The organism is Streptomyces sp. NPDC008313 (assembly GCF_042956125.1).
Lineage (GTDB): Bacteria > Actinomycetota > Actinomycetes > Streptomycetales > Streptomycetaceae > Streptomyces.
The window spans coordinates 1-21910 of record NZ_JBIBFR010000017.1; the positions used below are offsets into that span (position 1 = coordinate 1).

The window sequence follows — 21910 nt, forward strand, 5'->3', positions numbered from 1 at the left end:
CGGGGTATCAACATATCTGGCGTTGATTTTTGGCACGCTGTTGAGTTCTCAAGGAACGGACGCTTCCTTTGTACTCACCCTCTCGGGCTTTCCTCCGGGCGCTTCCCTTCGGTCTTGCTGTCTTGCGTTTCCGACTCTATCAGACTCTTTCGTGTCCGATTTCCTCGGTGCTTTCCAGGTTCTCGCTTTCGCGTTTCCCTTTCCGGCGGTTCCGACTCTATCAGATCCTTTCGGGCCTGATTCCCAGTCAGGGGGTTTGTCGTCGCGGCTGTTGGGCCGTTCCGACGAGTGAGACTTTAGCGGAATCCCGAGCCCCGAGCTAATCGGGGCCGGCGTCCTTTCGAACGCCGATTCCTCATTTCGCAAACGCGCGCCAAAACAAGCCGACGAAGAGTCGACGTGCGTGGAGTGCTTGCTGCAGAATGACTGTCCGGGGACCGACCGGAGTCGGCGCTCACGTCGGACAGCCCGGAGAACATTACGGAGCGGGCAGGGGCGTGTCAACTTCACTCCGCGCTGCCCCCCGGGAGGCGTAGGCTGGATCCCATGACTACGCGTACGTGCACCCAGCTGTGGTGGGCCGCCTGACGGCGGCCGTACTCACGTATGTACTCAACGGCCGCCGCCTCGGCGGCCGTTCTTGTGTCTCCCTCCCGGAGAGCCGGCCGCCCGGTGCGGCGGCCTCGACCAGGAGGTGGAGAGATGACGCGCATCTTCAGCGGGGTCAAGCCGACCGGGCATCTGACGCTGGGGAACTATCTGGGGGCCGTGCGGCGGTGGGCCGACGTCGACCAGCGCCGGGCCGACGCGCTGTTCTGTGTCGTCGACCTGCACGCGCTCACGGTGGACCACGACCCGGCGCGGGTGCGGAGACTCAGCAGGCAGGCCGCGACGCTGCTGCTGGCGTCGGGACTGGATCCACGGCTGTGCACCGTGTTCGTGCAGAGCCATGTGGACGAGCATGCCCGGCTGTCGTATCTGCTGGAGTGCGTCGCGACCGACGGCGAGATGCGGCGGATGATCCAGTACAAGGAGAAGTCGGCGCGTGAGCGGGAGCGGGGCGGGAGCGTCCGGCTGTCGCTGCTGACGTATCCGGTGCTGATGGCGGCGGACATCCTCGCGTACGGGACCGACGAGGTGCCGGTCGGCGACGACCAGGCGCAGCACGTGGAACTGGCGCGGGATCTGGCGGTGCGGTTCAACCAGCGGTACGGGCACACGTTCGTGGTGCCGCGGGCCACCCGGCCCGCGGTTGCCGCGCGGGTCATGAACCTTCAGGAGCCCACGTCGAAGATGGGCAAGTCGGAGGACGTCGGGCCCGGGATCGTCTATCTGCTCGACGAGCCGGACGTGATCCGGAAGAAGGTCATGCGGGCGGTGACGGACAGCGGGCGGGACGTCGTCTACGACAGGGAGGCCGGCCCCGGGGTGGCCAATCTGCTGGAGATCCTGGCGGCCTGCGGCGGCGGGGACCCGGAGGCGCTGAGCGGTACGTACGCCTCGTACGGGGCTCTGAAGAAGGACGTCGCCGACGCGGTGGTCGAAGTGCTCCGGCCCGTGCAGCAGCGGCACAAGGAGCTGTGCGCCGATCCGGCGTACGTGGAGGACGTGCTGCGGCAGGGCGCGGAGAAGGCCAGGAAGACGGCGCGGCCGACGGTCGACGAGGCGTACGCCGCGATCGGGCTGCTGCCGGCGGGGTGAGCGGTGACGGGGAGCCGGGTGCGGCCCGGCCCCCCGGCCCCCGGCCCGCCGCCCCGGCGCGGCTCACGCACGGCCGGTGCTGCTAGCTGTTGCCGGAGGCGAGTTCGCGGCTGCGGTCGCGGGCCGCCTCCAGGGCGGCGATGAGCGCGGCCCGTACCCCGTGGTTCTCGAGTTCGCGGATGGCGTTGATCGTGGTGCCCGCGGGGGACGTGACGTTCTCGCGGAGCTTCACGGGGTGTTCGCCGCTGTCGCGGAGCATCACGGCGGCGCCGATCGCGGACTGGACGATGAGTTCGTGGGCCTTGTCGCGGGGCAGACCGAGCAGGATGCCCGCGTCCGTCATCGCCTCGACCAGGTAGAAGAAGTACGCGGGCCCCGATCCGGAGAGGGCGGTACAGGCGTCCTGCTGGGACTCGGGCACGCGGAGGGTCTTGCCGACGGCGCCGAAGATCTCCTCGGCGTGGGCGAGGTGGGCGCCGGTGGCGTGGCTGCCGGCGGAGATGACGGACATCGCCTCGTCCACGAGGGCGGGGGTGTTCGTCATGACCCGGACGACGGGGGTCCCCGGGGCGAGGCGCTCCTCGAAGTAGGAGGTCGGGATGCCCGCCGCACCGCTGATGATCAGGCGGTCGGTGGGGGTGTGGGGGACGAGCTCGTCGAGAAGGGTGCCCATGTCCTGCGGCTTGACGGTCAGGATCAGGGTGTCGGCGGTCTTGGCCGCCTCGGCGTTGGTCACCGGTGTGACGCCGTAGCGCTGCTGGAGTTCCTTGGCGCGCTCCGGGCGGCGGGCCGTGACCAGGAGGTCGGCGGGGGCCCAACCGGACCGAATCACTCCGCTGAGCAGGGCTTCGCCGATCTTGCCGGTGCCGAGGACTGCGACTTTCTGCGTCATGTGCGGGTGCCCTCCGAGAGATGCGTCGTCCGGGGTCCATCGTCGCACCGGGGGGTCCGGCGGGGCCGGGGTGTCCGCTGGATGAACGGTCACACCGGCCGGCGTCGGGTCAGACGGTGCGGCGGCGCAGGGTCGCGGCGCCCAGGGTGAGAACGAGGAGGGCGCATCCGGCGACGATCAGGACGTCGCGGACGAAGGTGCCGGTCATCTCGGTGTGCCTGAGGACCTCGTTCATGCCGTCGACGGCGTACGACATGGGCAGGACGTCGGAGATGGCCTCGAGGGCGGGGTGCATGTGGGAGCGGGCGGTGAACAGTCCGCACAGGAGGAGCTGGGGGAAGATCACCGCCGGCATGAACTGGACGGCCTGGAACTCGGAGGCCGCGAAGGCGGAGACGAAGAGGCCGAGGGCGGTGCCGAGCAGCGCGTCGAGGAGGGCGACCAGGAGCAGCAGCCAGGGTGAGCCGATGACGTCGAGCCCGAGGAACCAGACGGCGAGGCCCGTGGCGAACGCGGACTGGACGATGGCGAGGGCCCCGAAGGCGAGGGCGTACCCGGCGATGAGGTCGCCCTTGCCGAGGGGCATGGCGAGCAGGCGTTCGAGGGTGCCGGAGGTGCGCTCGCGCAAGGTCGCGATGGACGTGACCAGGAACATCGTGATCAGCGGGAAGATGCCGAGGAGCGACGCTCCGATGGAGTCGAAGGTGCGCGGGCTGCCGTCGAAGACGTAGCGGAGCAGCAGGAGCATCAGGCACGGGATGAGAAGCATCAGTGCGATGGTGCGCGGATCGTGGCGGAGCTGGCGCAGGACGCGGCTCGCGGTGGCGGTGGTCCGGGAGAGGTTCATCGGGCGTTCTCCTCGCGGGTCTCGTCCCCGGCGTTCCGTAGGCCGCCGGACTGCCCGGGGTCCTCGGCGCTTCCGGTGTTTCCGGTGCTTCCCCCACTTCCTGTGCTTCCGGCGGCCACCGCCTCGTCGACCAGGCGGAGGAAGGCGGCCTCGACGGTGTCCGAGCCGGTGCTGTCGCGCAGGGCGTCCGGGGTGTCGTCGGCGAGGATCCGGCCCTCGCGCATCAGGAGCAGGCGGTGGCAGCGCTCGGCCTCGTCCATGACGTGTGAGGAGACGAGGAGCGTGGCGCCACGGTCGGCCGCGATGGAGTGGAAGAGGTTCCACAGGTCGCGGCGGAGCACGGGGTCGAGACCGACGGTGGGTTCGTCGAGCACGAGCAGTTCGGGGCTGCCGAGCAGGGCGACGGCGAGGGAGACGCGGTTGCGCTGTCCGCCGGAGAGGTTGCCCGCGAGGGCGTCGGCGTGCGAGGTGAGGTCGACGTCGGCGATGGCCCGGGTGACGTGCTCGTGGCGGCGTCCGGCGGCTGCCCGGCCGGGGTCGAGGACGGCGGCGAAGTACTCCAGGTTCTGCCGGACGGACAGGTCGTCGTAGACGGAGGGGGCCTGGGTGACGTAGCCGATGCGCGAGCGGAGCGCGGGGTCGCCGGCGGGGCGGCCGAGGACTTCGAGGGTGCCCGAGACCTTGGCCTGGGTGCCGACGGTGGCGCGCATCAGGGTCGACTTGCCGCAGCCGGAGGGGCCGAGCAGGCCGGTGATCTGTCCGCGCGGGACGGCGAAGTCGAGGCCGCGCAGGACGGTGCGGTTGCCGCGTACGACGGTCAGGCCCTCGGCGCGTACGGCGGGGCCCCCGTCGGGTGAAGGGGCGCTTATATTCATCACGTGATGATTATGACTCCACCCGCGGGCCGTCCGTCAAGCCCGGTGGATCACGGCCTGCGGGCCACGACGAGGATCACGTCGTAGACCTCCTCCACGAGCCCGCCCGGGAAGGTCCCCAGGAGTTGGGCGCGCTCCTCGGCGACGAAGGCGGCCGTGCGCTCCTTGCCCGCGACGAGGAAGATCGAGTGGCTGGCGATGTTCGCGAGGTGGGTGTCGACGGGGACCGTGCGGCTCCAGCGCACCCGCCGTTCGGTGGGGTGGGGGACGTACGGGGCGCCGGCGAAGGCGAGTTCGGCCGGGGAGCGCGACGCGCCCTGCTTGCCGGTGTGCTCGCCGTCGAAGTGCCGGTTGACGCGCTCCGACTGGGCGGCGATCCAGGGGACGTCCATGGCGTCCGTGTTCCACCAGAGGGCGAGCGCGCCGCCCGGCCGCAGCACGCGCATCGTCTCCGGGACGGAGCGGGCGGGCTCGGTCCAGTGCCAGGCCTGCGCGTACGTGAGGAAGTCGGCGCTCGCGTCGGCCAGCGGGAGGCGGTCACCGCTGCCGCGCACGATCGGCACGCCCGGGAGGCTTCGGCGGAACTGGGCCGCCATGCCCTCGCCCGGCTCCACGGCGATCACCTCCGCGCCCCGCTCGCGCAGCAGAGCGGTCGCGATGCCCGTACCCGCGCCGACGTCGACGGCCCGGGCGCCGGTCAGCGGACGGCCGCCGAGTTCCTCGACGGCGTCGAAGAGGGCGGGCGGATAGGAGGGGCGGTTCGCGGCGTACTGGGCCGCGGCGGCGTTGAAGGAGTGGGCGCGGGCGGAGTGGGTGCGGGAGGAGTCGGCGTGAGGGGAGTCGGCGTGAGGGGAGTCGGTCGTCGTCATGCGCCCATGGTGGCGAGCGCGGGAGGCACGGACCAGGGGATAACGCACCGCGGCACGCGGCGCGCTCCCCTCAGCGCTTGCGGCGTTTGCGGGAGGGGTTCTTGGTGCGGCGGGACGTGCGGCGCTCGTGGTTCTCGCGGGCCACGCGGTACTCCTCGCGATGGAGCGCCTCCCCCGGGGCCTCGGTGAGGGAGCGGAAGAAGTACGCGAGGAGGGAGCCGATGAAGCCGATGGCCAGCAGGCCGCGCAGGGAAGCCTGCCGCTCGGGGTCGGGCCGCCTGCCGAACGAATCCCAGGTGTGGCGGAACGCGAGCGCGCTGCACACGGCGAACATCACCACGACCAACACCGCCACGGCGCTGCCGACGTCCGCGATCCGCAGCCCCTGGTAGGCGAAGCGGAGCACGAGGCAGGCGGCGGCCGCGGCGGCCAGTGAGCCCGCTGCGACGGCGGCCCGCCGGCCCGCGTAGCCCCCGTCGTGCTCCACCCAGGTCGTCCCGAAGAAGCGGATGGGCTCGGGCCGGGGGCCCGCCGGGGTCTCTGACGGGCGGCCCGCGGGGGTCTCGGACAGAGGGCTCGCGGGGGTCTCGGTCTCGTCGCTCACACGACGATTATCGCTCCGCGGCCCCCGCGCCCCGTATCCTCCGTGCCCCCCCCGTGCTCTCCGCGGTCGGCTCAGCCGCAGCGCGGGGCGATGTAGCCGTCGCTGCCCGTCTTCACGTAGGCGTCGGCGACGAACTTTCCGTTGGCGATGTTGTCCCAGATGTCCGACGTGCCGTAGGGGCCGCTCACGGACTCCCCCGGGCACTGGCACCTGACCGGGACGCTGGAGCCGGCGGGCAGGATGCCCAGGATCCTGTAGTGCGTCCCCGGGCCGCTGCGGATGTTGAGGCTGTAGCCCGGTGCCACCGGGTAGGTGCGGATGGCCGACGTGCTCAGGGACTCGGCGTCCGCCGTCTCCCCCGCCTCCGCGATCTCAATGTCCTCCGTGGCCATACCGGCCTCCCCCGTGATCGGTTCGCGTGATCGGTTCACGCCAAAATGTCGCTGGGCGCGCAGGCTAGCAAGCCGCAGGGGTTTCGCACTAAGCATCGACTAGGCTCTGCGCGTCGCGCATGGGGACGTTCACACGGGGGTGAGTGATGCCGCCACAGCGCAGCGCCGGTACGGACCCGGAAGCGGAACGACCGCGTTATGCCGGGCAGTACGTGCTGGAGGCCGAGCTGGGCTCCGGTGGCATGGGCATCGTGCATCTGGCCCGGTCGGCCTCGGGGCTGCGGCTCGCGGTCAAGGTCGTGCACGCCGAGCTGGCGCAGGACCCCGAGTTCAGAGGGCGGTTCCGGCAGGAGGTCGCTGCCGCGCGCCGGGTGAGCGGCGCCTTCACCGCACCCGTCGTGGACGCCGATCCCGAGGCCGCTCGCCCGTGGATGGCGACCCTGTTCATACCGGGCCCGACACTGGCCCAGCATGTGAAGCGGAACGGCGCCCTGCCCCCGGCGCGGCTGCGTCACCTGATGGCGGGGCTCGCCGAGGGGCTGCGCGACATACACCGCGTCGGTGTCGTGCACCGCGACCTCAAGCCGAGCAACGTCCTGCTGGCCGACGACGGGCCGAAAGTCATCGACTTCGGCATCTCGCGGCCCTCGGACAGTGAACTGCGCACGGAGACGGGGCGGTTGATCGGCACGCCGCCCTTCATGGCTCCGGAGCAGTTCCGCAGGCCGCGTCAGGTCGGTCCGGCGGCCGACGTCTTCGCGCTGGGTTCGGTGATCGTGCACGCCGCCACCGGCAGCGGGCCGTTCGACTCCGACAGTCCGTATCTGGTCGCCTATCAGGTCGTGCACGACGAGCCGGACTTGACAGGGGTGCCGGACGAGCTGGCCGATCTGGTGGCCCGCTGTCTGGCCAAGGAGCCCGAGGACCGGCCGACGCCGGACGAGGTGATGTCGGCGCTGCGGTCGGTGTCCGCCTCGTACGACACCCAGGCGTTCGTCCCGGCGCAGCGCGGTCCGGACGCTTCGGCGGCGCGGTCCGCGACGACGCACGTCTCGAAGCGGCGGGACGGTGGCCCCCACGAGCAGGACGGCGGCCGGGCCGACGGCGGTGACGGCGCGCACGAGAGCGGCCAGGACGGCGAGGGCGGCAAGGGCGGCGAGGGCGGCGAGGGCGGCAAGGGCGGCAAGGGCGGCGAGAACAGCGAGGACGGCGTGGACGGCGTGGACCCGTCGCCCGGTTCGCCCGCCGGGAGGACCCGTGGCCGGCGCCGCTGGGTCCCGGTCGCCACCGCCGTCGCGGTGCTCGCCCTGGGCGCGGGCGCGTTCGCCTCGTTCGGCGGGTCGCGGGGGCCCGCGCCGGAGCGGGGCTCCGCCCGGAGCGCGGCCGGTGTCTTCCGGCCGTGGGACGTCGCGCCGAGCGCGGCCGGTACGAAGGCCACCGGCCAGCCGCACTGCACGTACGCCTCCCGCGTCCTGTACTGCGCCCGGCCCGGGCTGCTGGCCGCCGCGGTCGATCCGGCCGACGGTGACGTGCTGTGGGCGCGGGGCGACGCGGGAGGCCGGGGCACGGACGTGACGGCCGCGCCGGTGCTGTCGGGCGGGCTCCTCCAGGTCGTCACCAGGGGCGGCAAGCGGCTGACAGCCCTGGAGCCCGGCACGGGCGCGACCCGGTGGAGCCGGGACATCGGCCGTTACGCGGGCCGTGTCGCCCATGCCGGCGGTGTCGTCCTGCTCACCGGCGCCGACTCCGAGGTCACCGCGCTGGACGCGCGGACGGGCGAGGAGAAGTGGCACCACGCGATCGACGGGCAGGCGCTGCCGAGCTTCTTCTCGTACGGCGACGGGCTCGCGTACGCCGTGGCCCCGGCCGGCGAGGGGACGCTGGTGACGGCGGTGGACCCGGAGACCGGGGGCACCCGGTGGCAGCGGCGGCTGGCGGGGACGCTGAGCATCCTCGGCGCCCACGACGGGATGGTCTGGTTCGGTTCGGCCGCCGCGGACACCTTCACCGAGGCGGTCGTGCGCTACGACGTCGCGCGGCGGGAGGCCCGTCGGGTGCCGCTGCGTTTCCCGCTTCCGGGGGCGCAGGCGGTGGTGCGCGGCGACACGGTGTACCTGCTGGCCGACGGAGGCGCGCTGGTGGCGGTGGACACCGGGAAGGCGGCGCAGACCTGGCGGGCGGAGACGTCCGTCGCCTGGGCGTCCGCGCCGGTGGCCGTGGGGCGGCGCCTGTATCTCGCGTCCGGGGACGGGCGTCTCCTGGCCGTCGACGCCGTCCACGGCGAGCTGCTGGGGCAGACGAAGGCGCGGCCGGGTGGCGGGCGGGGCTCGCTGGTCAACGCGCTTCCCGCGCCGGTCGCCGCCGGCGGGAAGGTCTACGCGTCCGCTCCCGACGGCACACTGTTCGCGGTCGACGCACGGCGGCCCGAGAGCTGGTGAACGGCTCCGGGCCGCCCCGGTGGTGAACGGCCGCGGGCCGCCCCCCGGTGGGGAGCGGCCCGCGGCCGGAGCGGCGTGATTCAGCCGAGCTTGGAGACGTCGCGGACGGCGCCCTTGTCCGCGCTGGTGGCCATCGCGGCGTAGGCGCGGAGGGCCGCCGAGACCTTGCGGTCGCGGGCGGCGGGGGCGTAGACGCCGTTCAGGGCCTCGCGGCGGGCGGCCAGCTCCTGCTCGCCGACGAGGAGCTCGATGGTGCGGCCCGGGATGTCGATGCGGATGCGGTCGCCGTCGCGGACGAGGGCGATCGTGCCGCCGGACGCCGCCTCCGGGGAGGCGTGGCCGATGGACAGGCCCGAGGTGCCGCCGGAGAAGCGGCCGTCGGTGACGAGCGCGCAGGTCTTGCCGAGGCCCCGGCCCTTGAGGAACGAGGTCGGGTAGAGCATCTCCTGCATTCCGGGGCCGCCCTTGGGACCCTCGTAGCGGATGACGACGACGTCGCCGTGCGTGATCCGCTTGTTGAGGATCTTCTCGACGGCCTCCTCCTGGGACTCGCAGACCACCGCGGGGCCCTCGAAGGTCCAGATGGACTCGTCGACGCCGGCCGTCTTCACGACGCAGCCGTCGACGGCGAGGTTGCCCTTGAGGACGGCGAGGCCGCCGTCCTTGGAGTAGGCGTGCTCCGCGGAGCGGATGCAGCCGCCCTCGGCGTCGTCGTCGAGCGCCTCCCAGCGCTCGGACTGGGAGAACGCCTCGGCGGAGCGCTTGCAGCCGGGCGCCGCGTGCCAGAGCTCGACCGCCTCGGGAGAGGGGGAGCCGGCCCGCACGTCCCAGGTCTTGAGCCAGTCCGCGAGGGACGGGCTGTGCACGGAGTGCACGTCCTCGTTGAGCAGGCCCGCGCGGTGCAGTTCGCCGAGAAGGGCGGGGATGCCGCCGGCGCGGTGCACGTCCTCCATGTAGTACGTGCGGTCCTTGGCGACGTTCGGGGCCACCTTGGCGAGGCAGGGCACGCGGCGGGAGACCTCGTTGATCTCGTCCAGGCCGAAGGGGACGCCCGCCTCCTGGGCGGCGGCCAGCAGGTGCAGGATCGTGTTGGTCGAGCCGCCCATCGCGATGTCCAGGGCCATGGCGTTCTCGAAGGCCGCGAGGGTGGCGATGTTGCGGGGCAGGACCGTCTCGTCGTCCTGCTCGTAGTAGCGCCGGGTGATGTCGACGACCGCGCGGGCCGCGTCCTCGTACAGTCCCTTGCGGGCGGTGTGCGTGGCGAGGACCGAGCCGTTGCCCGGCAGGGACAGGCCGATGGCCTCGGTCAGGCAGTTCATCGAGTTGGCGGTGAACATGCCGGAACAGCTGCCGCAGGTCGGGCAGGCGTTCTCCTCGATACGGAGGATGTCCTCGTCGGAGATCTTGTCGTTGACCGCGTCCGAGATCGCGTCGACCAGGTCGAGCGTGCGGACCGTGCCGTCGACGAGGGTCGCCCGGCCGGACTCCATCGGGCCGCCGGAGACGAAGACGGTCGGGATGTTCAGGCGCAGCGCCGCCATCAGCATGCCCGGGGTGATCTTGTCGCAGTTCGAGATGCAGATCAGGGCGTCGGCGCAGTGCGCCTCGACCATGTACTCGACGCTGTCGGCGATCAGGTCGCGGGAGGGCAGGCTGTACAGCATGCCGCCGTGGCCCATCGCGATGCCGTCGTCGACCGCGATCGTGTTGAACTCGCGCGGGATGGCCCCGGCGGCGGTGATGGCCTCGCTCACGATCCGGCCGACCGGCTGGAGGTGGGTGTGGCCGGGCACGAACTCCGTGAACGAGTTCGCCACCGCGATGATCGGCTTCCGCCCGATGTCCGCACCGGGTACACCGGAGGCGCGCATCAGGGCGCGGGCGCCCGCCATGTTGCGGCCGTGGGTGACTGTGCGGGACCTCAGCTCGGGCATCGTCGCTCGCTCCTTCGGAGAGTTGTGACTCCCGTCGAGCCTACGCCGGTGCTCCAGGATCCGGACAGGGTGTCCGGCATGCGGGACGCGTGTCTCGGTCAACGGCCGGTCGGCGGCCGGTCGGGTTCCGGTGGGCCGGCAGCCGACCGGCCCACGGCGTGTCGCGGCCCGGTCACCGGCCCCTCCGCACCCCTCAGTGGCCCGTCAGGTGGGCCTGGACGACGGGTGCCACCCGGCGGACGATCTGCTCGGGGTCCGCCGACGCCAGGGGCTCGACCTTGATCACGTACCGGAGCATCGCGATCCCGACGAGCTGGGCCGCCGCGAGCTCGGCGCGCAGCTCGCCGTCCGGGACGTCCAGTGCCCCGGCGATGCGGCGCAGCAGCTGGGCGGCGACGAGCCGGCGGAAGACGGCGGCTGCGGTCTCGTTGTTCACCGCCGAGCGGACGATCGCGAGCAGTGGCGTACGGGTCGCCGGGTTCTCCCAGATGCCGAGGATGAACCTGGTCAGGCGCTCGCCCACCCCGTCGAGCGGGCCCTCCTCGAGGGCGGCCGGGGCGTCCAGGGCGGGGGCGAAGGCGACCTCGATGGCCGCCTCGAAAACCTGCTCCTTGGTGCCGAAGTAGTGGTGCACCAGCGCGGAGTCGACCCCGGCGGTCTTGGCGATGCCGCGTACGGACGTCTTCTCGTAGCCCCGCTCGGAGAACTCCTCGCGGGCCGCCTCCAGGATGCGGTCCCGGGTGGCCGGGCCCGTCTCCGTCTGCGTGCGCGAGGGCCGTCCCCTGCGGCGGGGCGTGCGGGGCGCGGGAGCGGCCGCCGTCACGGGCGGCGCACCCGGGCCGCCGAGGCGAGGTGCAGCCGGGTGAAGGCCAGGGCCTCCGCGAGGTCGGCCTCTCGTTCGGCGCTGGACATGGCCCGGCGGGTGTTGACCTCGATGACGACGTGGCCGTCGAAGCCGGTGGCCGCGAGCCCCTCCAGCAGCTCGGCGCAGGGCTGCGTGCCCCGGCCGGGGACGAGGTGCTCGTCCTTGTTGGAGCCGTTGCCGTCGGCGAGGTGGATATGGCCGAGGCGGTCGCCCATGCGGCCGATCATGTCGAGTGCGTCCGTGCGGGCGGTCGCGGTGTGGCTGAGGTCCACCGTGAAGTGCCGGTAGTCCTCCTTGGTGACGTCCCAGTCCGGGGCGTACGCGAGCATCTCGCGGTCGCGGTAGCGCCAGGGGTACATGTTCTCGACCGCGAACCGCACGTCCGTCTCGTTCGCCATCCGCCAGATCCCGGCGACGAAGTCGCGCGCGTACTGGCGCTGCCAGCGGAACGGGGGGTGGACGACGACCGTGCCCGCGCCGAGCTTCTCGGCGGCCGCCTGGGCGCGCGTGAGCTTGGTCCACGGGTCGGTCGACCAGACGCGCTGGGTGATGAGCAGGCACGGGGCGTGCACGGCGAGGATCGGCATGCGGTGGTGGTCGCTGAGTCTGCGCAGCGCCTCGATGTCCTGGCTGACCGGGTCGGTCCACACCATGACCTCGACGCCGTCGTATCCGAGGCGCGCGGCGATCTCGAAGGCCGTCGCCGTCGACTCCGGGTACACGGACGCCGTGGACAGCGCGACCTTCGCATCCGGGATGCGCACGACTGGTTCTGCCACGAGGCACAGGGTATCTCCGGCGGGCCCGCGGTCCCCGGCACGGGGCCCCGGCGGGCGGGGCCGCGGGGTGCGGTCACGTCGTGGGCATGTGGTCCAGGCGGCGCAGGATCACGCCCTCTCTGAGGGCCCAGGGGCAGATCTCCACGGAATCGACGCCGAGCAGGTCCAGCGCGGCCTCCGCGACCAGCGCGCCCGCGAGGAGCTGGCCGGCGCGGCCCTCGGAGACCCCGGGGAGTTCGGCGCGTTCGGCGTGGGTCATCGCGGCGAGCCGGGGGACCCAGTCCTCCAGGGACTTCCGCTTGAGCTCGCGCAGGACGTAGGGGCCCTCGGTGGAACGCGCGGCGCCGGTGAGCCGGGCGAGCTGCCGGAAGGTCTTGGACGTGGCGACCACGTGGTCCGGCGCCCCGAACCGGGCGAACTCCCCGACCGTACGGGCGATCTCGGTCCGCACGTGGCGGCGCAGCGCCTTCACGTCGCCCGGGTCGGCGGGGTCGGTCGGCAGCCAGCCCGCCGTCAGCCGTCCGGCGCCCAGCGGCAGCGACACGGCGGCGTCCGGCTCCTCGTCCATCCCGTAGGCGACCTCCAGGGAGCCGCCGCCGATGTCCAGGACGAGCAGCCTCCCGGCCGACCAGCCGAACCAGCGGCGGGCGGCGAGGAACGTGAGGCGGGCCTCCTCCGGGCCGGCCAGCACCTGGAGCTCGACGCCGGTCCCCGCCTTGACCCGGGCCAGTACGTCGTCCGCGTTGCCCGCGTCGCGCACGGCCGAGGTGGCGAACGGCAGCAGTTCCTCGACGCCCTTGTCCTCGGCGGCCTCCAGCGCCTCCTGGACCACGGATATCAGTCTCTCGATCCCCTCGGGGCCGATCGCTCCGTCCGCGTCGAGGAGTTGGGCGAGCCGCAGCTCCACCTTGTGCGAGTGCGCGGGCAGCGGGCACGCGCCGGGGTGTGCGTCCACCACCAGCAGATGCACCGTGTTCGAACCCACATCGAGGACACCGAGTCTCATGCGGGAAAAGCTACTGCCCGGACGGCGTCTCCCGGGGGCCCGCCGGGAGTCTCGTCCCGGTCCGCGGCGGCCGTCCCCACCGTGGCCTCCGGCGACTTACCCTGGACGGGTGCCAAAGACGAAAAAGGCAAACCGGGACGAATTCGTCAAGTCGTCCGAGAGTTCTGCGCAGAAGGCCGTCACGCCCAAGAAGTACGAGAAGCCGGTGAAGCCGCGGAAGTCCCCGAAGCCCGACGACGAGAAGGGGCTCGACTTCGCCCGCGCCTGGGTGGAGTTCCCCGACCCCGCCGACGACGAGCAGGTCTTCCGCTGCGACCTGACCTGGCTGACCTCGCGCTGGAACTGCGTCTTCGGAAGCGGCTGCCAGGGCATCCAGGCGGGCCGGGCCGACGACGGCTGCTGCACGCTGGGCGCGCACTTCTCCGACGAGGACGACGAGAAGCGGGTCGCCGGCCATGTGGCGAGGCTCACGCCCGACATCTGGCAGCACCACGCCGTGGGCACGAAGACCGGCTGGGTCTCCGAGGACGAGGACGGCGAGCGGCAGACCCGCCCGTACAAGGGCTCGTGCATCTTCCAGAACCGTCCCGGTTTCGCGGGCGGCGCCGGGTGCTCGCTGCACATCCTCGCGCTGCGGGAGGGCCGCGAACCGCTGGAGACCAAGCCGGACGTCTGCTGGCAGCTTCCCGTGCGGCGGACGTACGAGTGGATCGACCGGCCCGACGACACCCGGGTGCTGCAGATCTCCATCGGCGAGTACGACCGCAGGGGATGGGGGCCCGGCGGCCACGACCTGCACTGGTGGTGCACCTCGGCGACCTCGGCGCACGGCGCCGGTGACCCGGTGTACGTCTCCTACCGGCCCGAGCTGGTCGAGCTGATGGGCAAGGAGGGGTACGACCGGCTGGCGGAGCTGTGCGAGGAGCGGCTGTCCTCGCAGCTGCCGCTGCTGGCCCCGCACCCCGCCGACCCGGTCGGCTGACACCGGGAGCGGGAGGGGAGCGGGAGCGGCAGGGGATTCAGGACGGGTCCGGGCCGCCCTGCGGCGGTGCGGAGGTTCCCGGGTCGGCCGGCGCCGGGTGCGAGGGGGTGGGGCCGGGTGTGGCCGGGCCGCCGGACGCCGGATCGGAGGCCGACGGGGTGGGACCGCTCGGGGTGGGGCGGGGTTCCGAGGGGGTGGGTGTGCCCGCCGTGGGGCGGGGTCCGGGGGCGGAGGGCCCGGCGTGCCCGTACCCGCGGATGGTGATCACGTCGTCCGTCGGCGCGACGCGCAGACGCGCGCTCCACGGGCCGGCCGGCTGGCGCAGATGGTCCACGTACACCTTCACGGTCAGGGAGTCGCCCGGCTTCAGGGTGCCCTGGGACCGGCTGAGGTAGAGCCAGTCCGCGCCGGTGCGCACCGACCAGCGGACCGGCGAACCGCCCGCCGCGGTCAGCGTGACGAGGGTGGTGTCCCCGGCGTTCCCGGCCGTCACCGACAACCGGCCCCTGCCCGCGGCGCCGACGACCTCCACGGAGACGTCGGCCCCGTGGGGGCCCTTGCCGAAGCGGGTGTCCGGCCGCGCGCTGGCGTTGCCCGCGTTCTCGTACCCGCCGGCCGGTTCGCCGTCGGCGCCGTCGGTCCCGTGCGCCTCGCTCGCGGTCACCGGGCGGCCGTCGGTGCCCTCGCCGGTGAGCGGAGCGCCGCGGTAGGCCGCCCAGAGGGCCAGTACGGGTGCCGCGACCACGGTGGCGACGACGGTCGTGGTGACGGCACGCGCGCGCAGCCGGTCGCGGCGCGCCGCCCGGTCCTTGGGGTCCATCGGGAAACCGCGCCGGTCGAACCGCGGGACGGCACCCCGCGCACGCGGGACGCACGCCATCGCGCCGTGCAGTGCCGCGCGCGGGGCCGCCAGCACGGGGAGCGCGGCGGGGGTGACGCTGGTGCCGGGCCAGCTGCCGGGGACGGCGCGCTCGGCGGTGCGGCGGCAGCGGGGGCAGTCGTCGACGTGCCGGACCAGTTCGCGGCGCAGGGCGGTGCTGAGGACGAGCTGGTGGTCGCCGGTGAGACGGGCCACGCTCGGGCAGGCGCCGGTCTCCACCACGGCGAGGGCGGCGCGGGTGCGCTCCACCTCGCAGGCGGCGGAGGCGAGGAGTTCGCGCGCGGCGGCCAGGGGCATGCCGAGGACGGCGGCGACCTCGTGGGCGGCGAGCTGGTGGCGCACGGCGAGTTCGAGCGCCTCGCGCTGCTCGGGGGTGGTGCCGGCGGCCTCCGGCCACGCGAGCAGGGCGAGTTCGCGGCGGCGCCGGTCCCGGACCTCCTCGGGGACCGGGGCGGCGCTCAGGGCCTGGGCCGCGCGGCGGTCGGCGGCGTGGGCCGCCGTGCGGGCGGCCGGACCACCGCGGACGCCCCGGGCGGCCTTCGCGCTCCTCGGGGCCGCGCGCCGGCCGTGCGCCGCCTGGCGGCCGCGTCGCGCCTCGGCGAGCCCGCGCAGACACGACCAGCGGGCCAGCGCGTACAGCCAGGCCCTGCGGTCGTCGTCGGCGTCCGGGCCGCGGCTGCCGCGCCGCTCGGCGAGGGACAGGGCGTCGCCGAGCGCGGCGGTCGCCGCCTCGTGGTCGCACAGGACGGACAGACAGTAGGTGAACAGCCCGTCGAGGTACGGCTCGTAGCACGCGGGAGGATGCTGGACCAGGGTGCCGGCCGACGCGCCGCGGGGCGCGGCCACCCGCTCGTGCGCGTCCGCGTGCGCCCGGTGTGCGCCGGTTGGGTGCGTGGAGGTCTGCGGACTGCTGCTCATCACCCGTGCGACCGTAGGCGCCCGACGGCGGCCCCTTCCCGCGCCTTGCGCACATTTAATCCATACGGGTGAAACGATCCCTCATACGGGGACAGCGGCCCCCGATTCCCTCGCCCTCACCCGCACCGGGGACGCTAAAGGGCAGGTCACAGGGGTGGAACGGCGCACCGGGGCCCGTTGTCGGCGGGCTCGGCTACGGTTTCACGCATGGCTGCCCGTACGAAGACCGCGAAGGACCGGCCGTCCTACCGCTGCACCGAGTGCGGCTGGCAGACGGCCAAGTGGCTCGGCCGCTGCCCCGAGTGCCAGGCCTGGGGGACGGTCGAGGAGTACGGCACGCCCGCGGTGCGGACCACCTCGCCGGGCCGCGTCACCACGTCGGCCGTGCCGATCGGCCAGGTCGACGGCCGTCAGGCGACCGCGCGGAGCACCGGCGTGCCCGAGCTGGACCGGGTCCTCGGCGGCGGGCTCGTACCGGGCGCCGTGGTGCTCGTCGCGGGCGAGCCGGGTGTGGGCAAGTCCACGCTGCTGCTCGACGTGGCCGCCAAGTCGGCGAGCGACGAGCACCGCACGCTGTACGTGACGGGTGAGGAGTCGGCGAGCCAGGTCCGGCTGCGCGCGGACCGCATCAAGGCGATCGACGACCACCTGTATCTGGCGGCCGAGACCGATCTGGCCGCCGTCCTCGGCCACTTGGACGCCGTGAAGCCGTCCCTGCTGATCCTCGACTCCGTGCAGACGGTGGCCTCCCCGGAGATCGACGGGGCCCCGGGCGGCATGGCGCAGGTCCGCGAGGTCGCCAGCGCCCTGATCCGGGCCTCCAAGGACCGCGGCATGTCCACGCTGCTCGTGGGCCACGTCACCAAGGACGGCGCGATCGCCGGCCCCCGGCTGCTGGAGCACCTCGTGGACGTGGTGCTCCACTTCGAGGGCGACCGGCACGCGCGCCTGCGGCTCGTGAGGGGCGTCAAGAACCGCTACGGGACGACGGACGAGGTCGGCTGCTTCGAGCTGCACGACGAGGGCATCACCGGCCTCGCCGACCCGTCGGGGCTCTTCCTCACCCGCCGTGCGGAGCCGGTGCCGGGGACCTGTCTGACCGTCACCCTGGAGGGCCGCCGTCCGCTGGTCGCCGAGGTGCAGGCGCTCACCGTCGACTCGCAGATCCCCTCGCCCCGGCGCACCACCTCCGGCCTGGAGACGTCCCGTGTCTCGATGATGCTGGCGGTGCTGGAGCAGCGGGGCCGGATCAGCGCCCTCGGGAAGCGGGACATCTACTCGGCGACGGTCGGCGGTGTGAAGCTCTCGGAGCCCGCGGCCGACCTCGCGATCGCGCTCGCCCTCGCCTCCGCCGCGAGTGACACCCCGCTCCCGAAGAACCTGGTCGCGATCGGCGAGGTGGGCCTGGCGGGCGAGGTCAGACGGGTCACCGGCGTGCAGCGCAGGCTCGCCGAGGCACACCGGCTGGGCTTCACGCACGCCCTCGTCCCCACCGATCCGGGCAAGGTCCCGTCCGGCATGAAGGTCCTGGAAGTGGCCGACATGGGGGACGCGCTGCGGATGCTGCCGAGGTCCCGTCGGCGAGAGGCCCCACGGGAGGCCGAGGAGCGCCGGTAGACTTTGCCCTGGTCTCGCCCATCCGTACGAAGCGGGGGCGCCCCAGAGAACCCGACCGGAGGAGTGCAGTGGCAGCCAACGACCGGGCGACAGCTCCCGGAAAATCCGGTGGGAGCTCCGGTGCCGACGGGCTGATGCGCGCCTCGCTGAGCGCCGTGGCACCCGGCACGGGGCTCCGGGACGGGCTCGAGCGGATCCTCCGCGGCAACACCGGCGGGCTCATCGTGCTCGGCTGGGACAAGACCGTCGAGTCGATGTGCACGGGCGGCTTCGTCCTGGACGTCGAGTTCACGGCGACCCGGCTGCGCGAGCTGTGCAAGCTCGACGGCGGCATCGTGCTCGACAAGGACATCACCAAGATCCTGCGGGCGGGCGTCCAGCTGGTGCCCGACCCGACGATCCCCACGGAGGAGACGGGCACCCGGCACCGTACGGCGGACCGCGTCAGCAAGCAGGTCGGCTTCCCGGTCGTCTCGGTCTCCCAGTCGATGCGCCTGATCGCCCTGTACGTGGACGGCCAGCGCCGCGTGCTGGAGGACTCCGCCGCGATCCTCTCCCGTGCCAACCAGGCCCTCGCCACCCTGGAGCGCTACAAGCTGCGCCTCGACGAGGTGGCGGGCACCCTCTCCGCGCTGGAGATCGAGGACCTGGTCACCGTCCGGGACGTGTCGGCGGTGGCGCAGCGCCTGGAGATGGTGCGCCGCATCGCGACCGAGATCGCCGAGTACGTCGTCGAGCTGGGCACCGACGGCCGGCTGCTGGCGCTCCAGCTCGACGAGCTGATCGCGGGCGTGGAGCCCGAGCGCGAGCTGGTCGTGCGGGACTACGTGCCCGAGCCGACCGCCAAGCGCTCCCGCACCGTCGACGAGGCGCTCTTCGAGCTGGACGCGCTGAGCCACGCGGAGCTGCTCGAAATGTCCACCGTCGCCAAAGCGTTGGGCTACACCGGCTCCCCCGAGGCACTCGACTCGGCCGTCTCCCCGCGCGGTTTCCGGCTGCTCGCGAAGGTGCCCCGGCTGCCCGGCGCGATCATCGACCGGCTCGTGGAGCACTTCGGCGGGCTGCAGAAGCTGCTCGCCGCCAGCGTCGACGACCTCCAGACCGTCGACGGGGTCGGCGAGGCGCGGGCCCGCAGCGTCCGCGAGGGCCTGTCGCGCCTCGCGGAGTCGTCGATCCTGGAGCGGTACGTCTAGGCCCTGTCTGACCATTCCCGTCTGCCGCGCGACGCCATGCACGCACTCTCGCCGCACCGGCCCCAGACCCGAGTACGTCCAGTACGAGGGCCTGGAGCCGGCACGCCGAGAGCACGCACCTGACGCCGCGCGGCCGCCCTTCGGGCGACGACGCGAAGGGTCAGACAGGTCCTAGGACCTTCTCGTTCGGATCGTGCGGGGTTCGCGGGGGCCGCCGGCCCCCGCGTCAGTCCTTCGCGAGGACGAACGACGTCCGGGCCTTGGCGAGTCCGGGCGCCTTCGCCTCCACCAGGTAGGTGCCCGCGCCCGCCGAACCCGCCGCGGGCGTGGCGCACTCGGGGGCGCTCGCCTTCCGGTCCCACTTCACCGTGTACGTCACGCGTCCGTCGGCCGGCACGCGCAGCAGCAGGCTGCCGGAGCCCTCGGGGCAGTCGTCCGAGGCCCAGATGTCCTCGTCGCTGCCGGCCTGGGTGATCGTCATGACGGCGTTCTCGGGGCCGAGGTCGACCTTGCAGTCGCTGCCGGAGGAGTTCTCGGCGATCAGCTCGAACTCGGGCCGCTCCCCGGGCGCGTACCTGTTGTGGACGCTGCGCAGGGTCAACGTGACCGCGCCGGACGTGCAGTCGGGGACCGCTGACCCGGCGGGGAGCCGTTCCGCGGAGCCCGCGTCGCCGACGACCCCGCTGCCCGTGCCGCCGGCCGAACCGCCGCCGGAGCCACCGGAGTCCCCCGCGCCGGAGCCCGGTCCCGTGCCCGAACCGGACCCCGTGCCGGTCCCGGAGTCGCCTCCGCCGCCCGACTCGTCGCGCCCGCCGGGGTGTTGGCTGATCGCGGGGCCGGAGCTGGAGGGTCCGGGAGTGATCGAGGGCGCGGGATTCTTCCCGTTCGCCCCGTTCCCGCCGCCCTTTCCTCCTCCGCCGGAGGTCACCACCCACACGACGACGAGCGCCAACAGGCCCAGCACGGACAGCAGAACGGCCCTCCGACGCCAGTAGATGGTGGAGGGAAGCGGCCCGACAGGATTGCGCAGAGATCCCACGGCCCAAACTCTACGAGAGATCCAGGCCATCACTCGCCCCACCCGCCGCCCTGTCCTCATCTTTTCCGGATCATCATTCCGGTCGGTCGTCGTCGGGCCCCCGTGAGCGGCGGACCGGACCCCCGGAATGCGCAGGATGTGACCATGGCCGTTCGTCGAGTACCGTCCGTCACCATGGACTCCGATCTCTACCGCGACATCAGCGATTTCGCCCACGGCACACCGACGTGGGTTCAGCACCTCGCCGAGGTGTGGACCGAGGCAGGACTGCTGCTGTTCGGTGTGCTCTTCGTCGCCGCGTGGTGGCGCGGCCGCCGGGGCGACACCCACGCGTTCGCGATCGCGGTCCTCGCCCCGCTCGCCACGGCGCTGGCGTACGTCGTCAGCGAGGGCCTCAAGTCCCTCATCGACGAGGAGCGCCCGTGCCGGGCCGTGGCCGGGGCCCCGAAGCCGCTCATCGAGTGCCCCGCGTACGGGGACTGGTCCTTCCCCAGCAACCACTCGACGATCGCGGGAGCCGGAGCGGTGGCCCTGCTGCTCGCCTGGCGGGGCCTTGGCCGGCTGACGGTGCCGATGGCGCTGCTCATGGCCTTCTCCCGGGTGTTCGTCGGTGTCCACTACCCGCACGACGTGGCCGCCGGTCTCCTGCTCGGCACGGTGATCGCCCTCGCGGTCGTGCGTCTGGGCACGCCGTCCGCGGCACGAGTGGCCGAGGCGATGCGGCAGTCCACGGCACTGAGCTGGTTCACGGGGCCCGGCCCCCGCCGTCACGCCGCCGCTCCCCGGCCGGGCCACGCCCCCGGCGCCTCCCCCGTCGCGGCTCCCGCCCCCTCCTCCGTGCCCCCGGCCTCCGCGCCTCCGGCCTCCGCGCCCCCGACCGCGCCCCGGCGCTGAGCACCCGGACGCCGGACCGCGGCGACCCGCCACCCCGGGGTGGGCGGTCTCGCCGCCCGTACGTGGCAGGATCGGAAGGGCCATGACTGCACCCACCAAGCCCACACCCCGCACCCCGTCCCACGCCCCCGGCGAGGACCTGCACACACCGGTCATCGCGTGGTTCGAGGCGAACGCCCGTGACCTGCCCTGGCGCCGGCCCGAGGCCGGCCCCTGGGGGGTGATGGTCAGTGAGTTCATGCTTCAGCAGACGCCGGTGAGCCGCGTGCTGCCCGTCTACGAGCAGTGGATCGCCCGCTGGCCCCGCCCCGCCGACCTGGCCGCGCAGGCGCCCGGCGAGGCGGTCCGCGCCTGGGGCCGCCTCGGCTACCCCCGCCGCGCGCTGCGGCTGCACGGCGCCGCGGTCGCCATAACGGAACGGCACGGCGGCGACGTACCGACCGAGCACGCGCAGCTGCTCGCGCTGCCCGGGATCGGCGAGTACACGGCCGCGGCGGTCGCCTCGTTCGCGTACGGGCAGCGGCACCCGGTGCTCGACACCAACGTGCGGCGGGTCCTCGCCCGCGCGGTCACCGGCGTCCAGTACCCGCCGAACGCCACCACGGCCGCCGAGCGCAGGCTCGCCCGCGAGCTGCTCCCCCACGAGGACGGCACGGCGTCCCGCTGGGCCGCCGCCTCCATGGAACTCGGCGCACTCGTCTGCACCGCGAAGAACGAGAACTGCGCGCGCTGCCCGATCGCGGCGCAGTGCGCCTGGCGGGCGGCCGGAAAGCCCGCGCACGACGGTCCGCCGCGGCGCGGGCAGACGTACGCGGGGACGGACCGGCAGGTGCGGGGGCGGCTGCTCGCCGTGCTGCGCGACGCGGTGGCTCCGGTTCCGCAGGGAGTGCTCGACCGGGTGTGGGACGAGCCCGTGCAGCGGGCCCGCGCGCTCGACGGTCTGGTGGCGGACGGGCTGGTGGAGCCGCTCGCCGGCGGGATGTACCGGCTGCCTGTCGCCTGACCTCCGGGGCGGGGGCGCGACGGTTTCCCGTTTCGCCCCTTTCCCCCCTTCTTGGGGGGCCGGATCTTAGCCGTCTCCTACTTTCGTTACACAACCGACGGACAGCCGAGTGTTTGTCGCAGGCTCGTTCGGACAGGGCCGTGACAACGCCTCCGTAGCTTCTTCTCAGGCAACGGACATGG

General features: G+C 73.3%; 19 protein-coding genes. 7 read left to right on the forward strand and 12 right to left on the reverse strand.

From position 1 onward, the window contains the following. Positions 1 to 702 precede the first annotated feature (702 nt). On the forward strand, positions 703 to 1701 hold the full coding sequence (gene trpS / locus ACFY93_RS22800; protein ID WP_391361948.1) for a tryptophan--tRNA ligase: 999 nt from the start codon (positions 703 to 705) through the stop codon (positions 1699 to 1701). 82 nt (positions 1702 to 1783) lie between these two features. Here the strand turns inward: trpS and proC are convergent, their stop codons facing one another. The 6 genes from proC to ACFY93_RS22830 form a co-directional block, all read right to left on the reverse strand. Next, positions 1784 to 2593 carry a pyrroline-5-carboxylate reductase gene (gene proC / locus ACFY93_RS22805; RefSeq protein ID WP_391361951.1) on the reverse strand — a complete coding sequence of 270 codons (810 nt, stop codon included), beginning with the start codon at positions 2591 to 2593 and terminating at the stop codon, positions 1784 to 1786. Between the two features lie 109 nt (positions 2594 to 2702). Continuing rightward, positions 2703 to 3440 (reverse strand): ABC transporter permease, encoded by a 738-nt coding sequence (locus ACFY93_RS22810; protein ID WP_391361954.1) that lies wholly within the window; start codon positions 3438 to 3440, stop codon positions 2703 to 2705. Further along, positions 3437 to 4315, reverse strand: coding sequence for an ATP-binding cassette domain-containing protein (locus ACFY93_RS22815; protein ID WP_391362301.1), 879 nt, complete (start codon positions 4313 to 4315; stop codon positions 3437 to 3439). Before ACFY93_RS22815 ends, ACFY93_RS22810 begins: the two co-directional genes overlap by 4 nt. 50 nt (positions 4316 to 4365) lie before the next feature. Further along, entirely contained in the window at positions 4366 to 5184 is an 819-nt protein-coding gene (locus tag ACFY93_RS22820; protein ID WP_391361957.1) for a methyltransferase domain-containing protein, read from the reverse strand. Between the two features lie 70 nt (positions 5185 to 5254). Then, on the reverse strand, positions 5255 to 5788 hold the full coding sequence (locus ACFY93_RS22825; protein ID WP_391361960.1) for an EamA/RhaT family transporter: 534 nt from the start codon (positions 5786 to 5788) through the stop codon (positions 5255 to 5257). 71 nt (positions 5789 to 5859) lie between these two features. After that, positions 5860 to 6180 carry a peptidase gene (locus ACFY93_RS22830; protein ID WP_391361963.1) on the reverse strand — a complete coding sequence of 107 codons (321 nt, stop codon included), beginning with the start codon at positions 6178 to 6180 and terminating at the stop codon, positions 5860 to 5862. Positions 6181 to 6326: 146 nt separating this feature from the next. Here ACFY93_RS22830 and ACFY93_RS22835 point away from each other — a divergent pair, with 146 nt between their 5' ends. After that, the gene (locus ACFY93_RS22835; RefSeq protein ID WP_391361966.1) at positions 6327 to 8618 is read left to right on the forward strand and encodes a PQQ-binding-like beta-propeller repeat protein; all 2292 of its coding nucleotides are present in this window, start codon (positions 6327 to 6329) and stop codon (positions 8616 to 8618) included. An 80-nt stretch (positions 8619 to 8698) separates the two neighbouring features. Here the strand turns inward: ACFY93_RS22835 and ilvD are convergent, their stop codons facing one another. From ilvD to ACFY93_RS22855, 4 genes are all read right to left on the reverse strand, one after another. Next, on the reverse strand, positions 8699 to 10552 hold the full coding sequence (gene ilvD, locus ACFY93_RS22840; RefSeq protein ID WP_391361968.1) for a dihydroxy-acid dehydratase: 1854 nt from the start codon (positions 10550 to 10552) through the stop codon (positions 8699 to 8701). 193 nt (positions 10553 to 10745) lie between these two features. Next, a complete protein-coding gene (locus ACFY93_RS22845; protein WP_391361971.1) occupies positions 10746 to 11375 on the reverse strand; it encodes a TetR family transcriptional regulator in 630 nt (209 codons plus the stop codon). Further along, positions 11372 to 12196: a TIM barrel protein gene (locus ACFY93_RS22850; protein WP_391361974.1), complete on the reverse strand. Its 825-nt coding sequence runs from the start codon at positions 12194 to 12196 to the stop codon at positions 11372 to 11374. Before ACFY93_RS22850 ends, ACFY93_RS22845 begins: the two co-directional genes overlap by 4 nt. A 73-nt stretch (positions 12197 to 12269) precedes the next feature. Beyond that, positions 12270 to 13202 carry a Ppx/GppA family phosphatase gene (locus tag ACFY93_RS22855; protein WP_391361976.1) on the reverse strand — a complete coding sequence of 311 codons (933 nt, stop codon included), beginning with the start codon at positions 13200 to 13202 and terminating at the stop codon, positions 12270 to 12272. A 109-nt stretch (positions 13203 to 13311) separates the two neighbouring features. Between ACFY93_RS22855 and ACFY93_RS22860 the strand changes: the two genes are divergently transcribed. Next, positions 13312 to 14184, forward strand: a complete 873-nt coding sequence (locus tag ACFY93_RS22860; protein ID WP_391361978.1) for a hypothetical protein — start codon at positions 13312 to 13314, stop codon at positions 14182 to 14184. A gap of 37 nt (positions 14185 to 14221) precedes the next feature. Here ACFY93_RS22860 and ACFY93_RS22865 read toward each other — a convergent pair whose 3' ends face one another. Beyond that, positions 14222 to 15985 carry a hypothetical protein gene (locus tag ACFY93_RS22865; protein WP_391361981.1) on the reverse strand — a complete coding sequence of 588 codons (1764 nt, stop codon included), beginning with the start codon at positions 15983 to 15985 and terminating at the stop codon, positions 14222 to 14224. 204 nt (positions 15986 to 16189) lie between these two features. Between ACFY93_RS22865 and radA the strand changes: the two genes are divergently transcribed. Beyond that, entirely contained in the window at positions 16190 to 17599 is a 1410-nt protein-coding gene (radA, locus tag ACFY93_RS22870; RefSeq protein WP_391361983.1) for a DNA repair protein RadA, read from the forward strand. 68 nt (positions 17600 to 17667) lie between these two features. Beyond that, positions 17668 to 18792 carry a DNA integrity scanning diadenylate cyclase DisA gene (gene disA / locus ACFY93_RS22875; RefSeq protein ID WP_391361986.1) on the forward strand — a complete coding sequence of 375 codons (1125 nt, stop codon included), beginning with the start codon at positions 17668 to 17670 and terminating at the stop codon, positions 18790 to 18792. A 226-nt stretch (positions 18793 to 19018) separates the two neighbouring features. Here disA and ACFY93_RS22880 read toward each other — a convergent pair whose 3' ends face one another. Then, entirely contained in the window at positions 19019 to 19831 is an 813-nt protein-coding gene (locus tag ACFY93_RS22880) for a hypothetical protein (protein ID WP_391361988.1), read from the reverse strand. Positions 19832 to 19975: 144 nt separating this feature from the next. Here ACFY93_RS22880 and ACFY93_RS22885 point away from each other — a divergent pair, with 144 nt between their 5' ends. After that, on the forward strand, positions 19976 to 20725 hold the full coding sequence (locus tag ACFY93_RS22885; RefSeq protein WP_391361991.1) for a phosphatase PAP2 family protein: 750 nt from the start codon (positions 19976 to 19978) through the stop codon (positions 20723 to 20725). A gap of 82 nt (positions 20726 to 20807) precedes the next feature. Then, positions 20808 to 21728, forward strand: a complete 921-nt coding sequence (locus tag ACFY93_RS22890; protein ID WP_391361993.1) for an A/G-specific adenine glycosylase — start codon at positions 20808 to 20810, stop codon at positions 21726 to 21728. Positions 21729 to 21910: the final 182 nt, after the last annotated feature.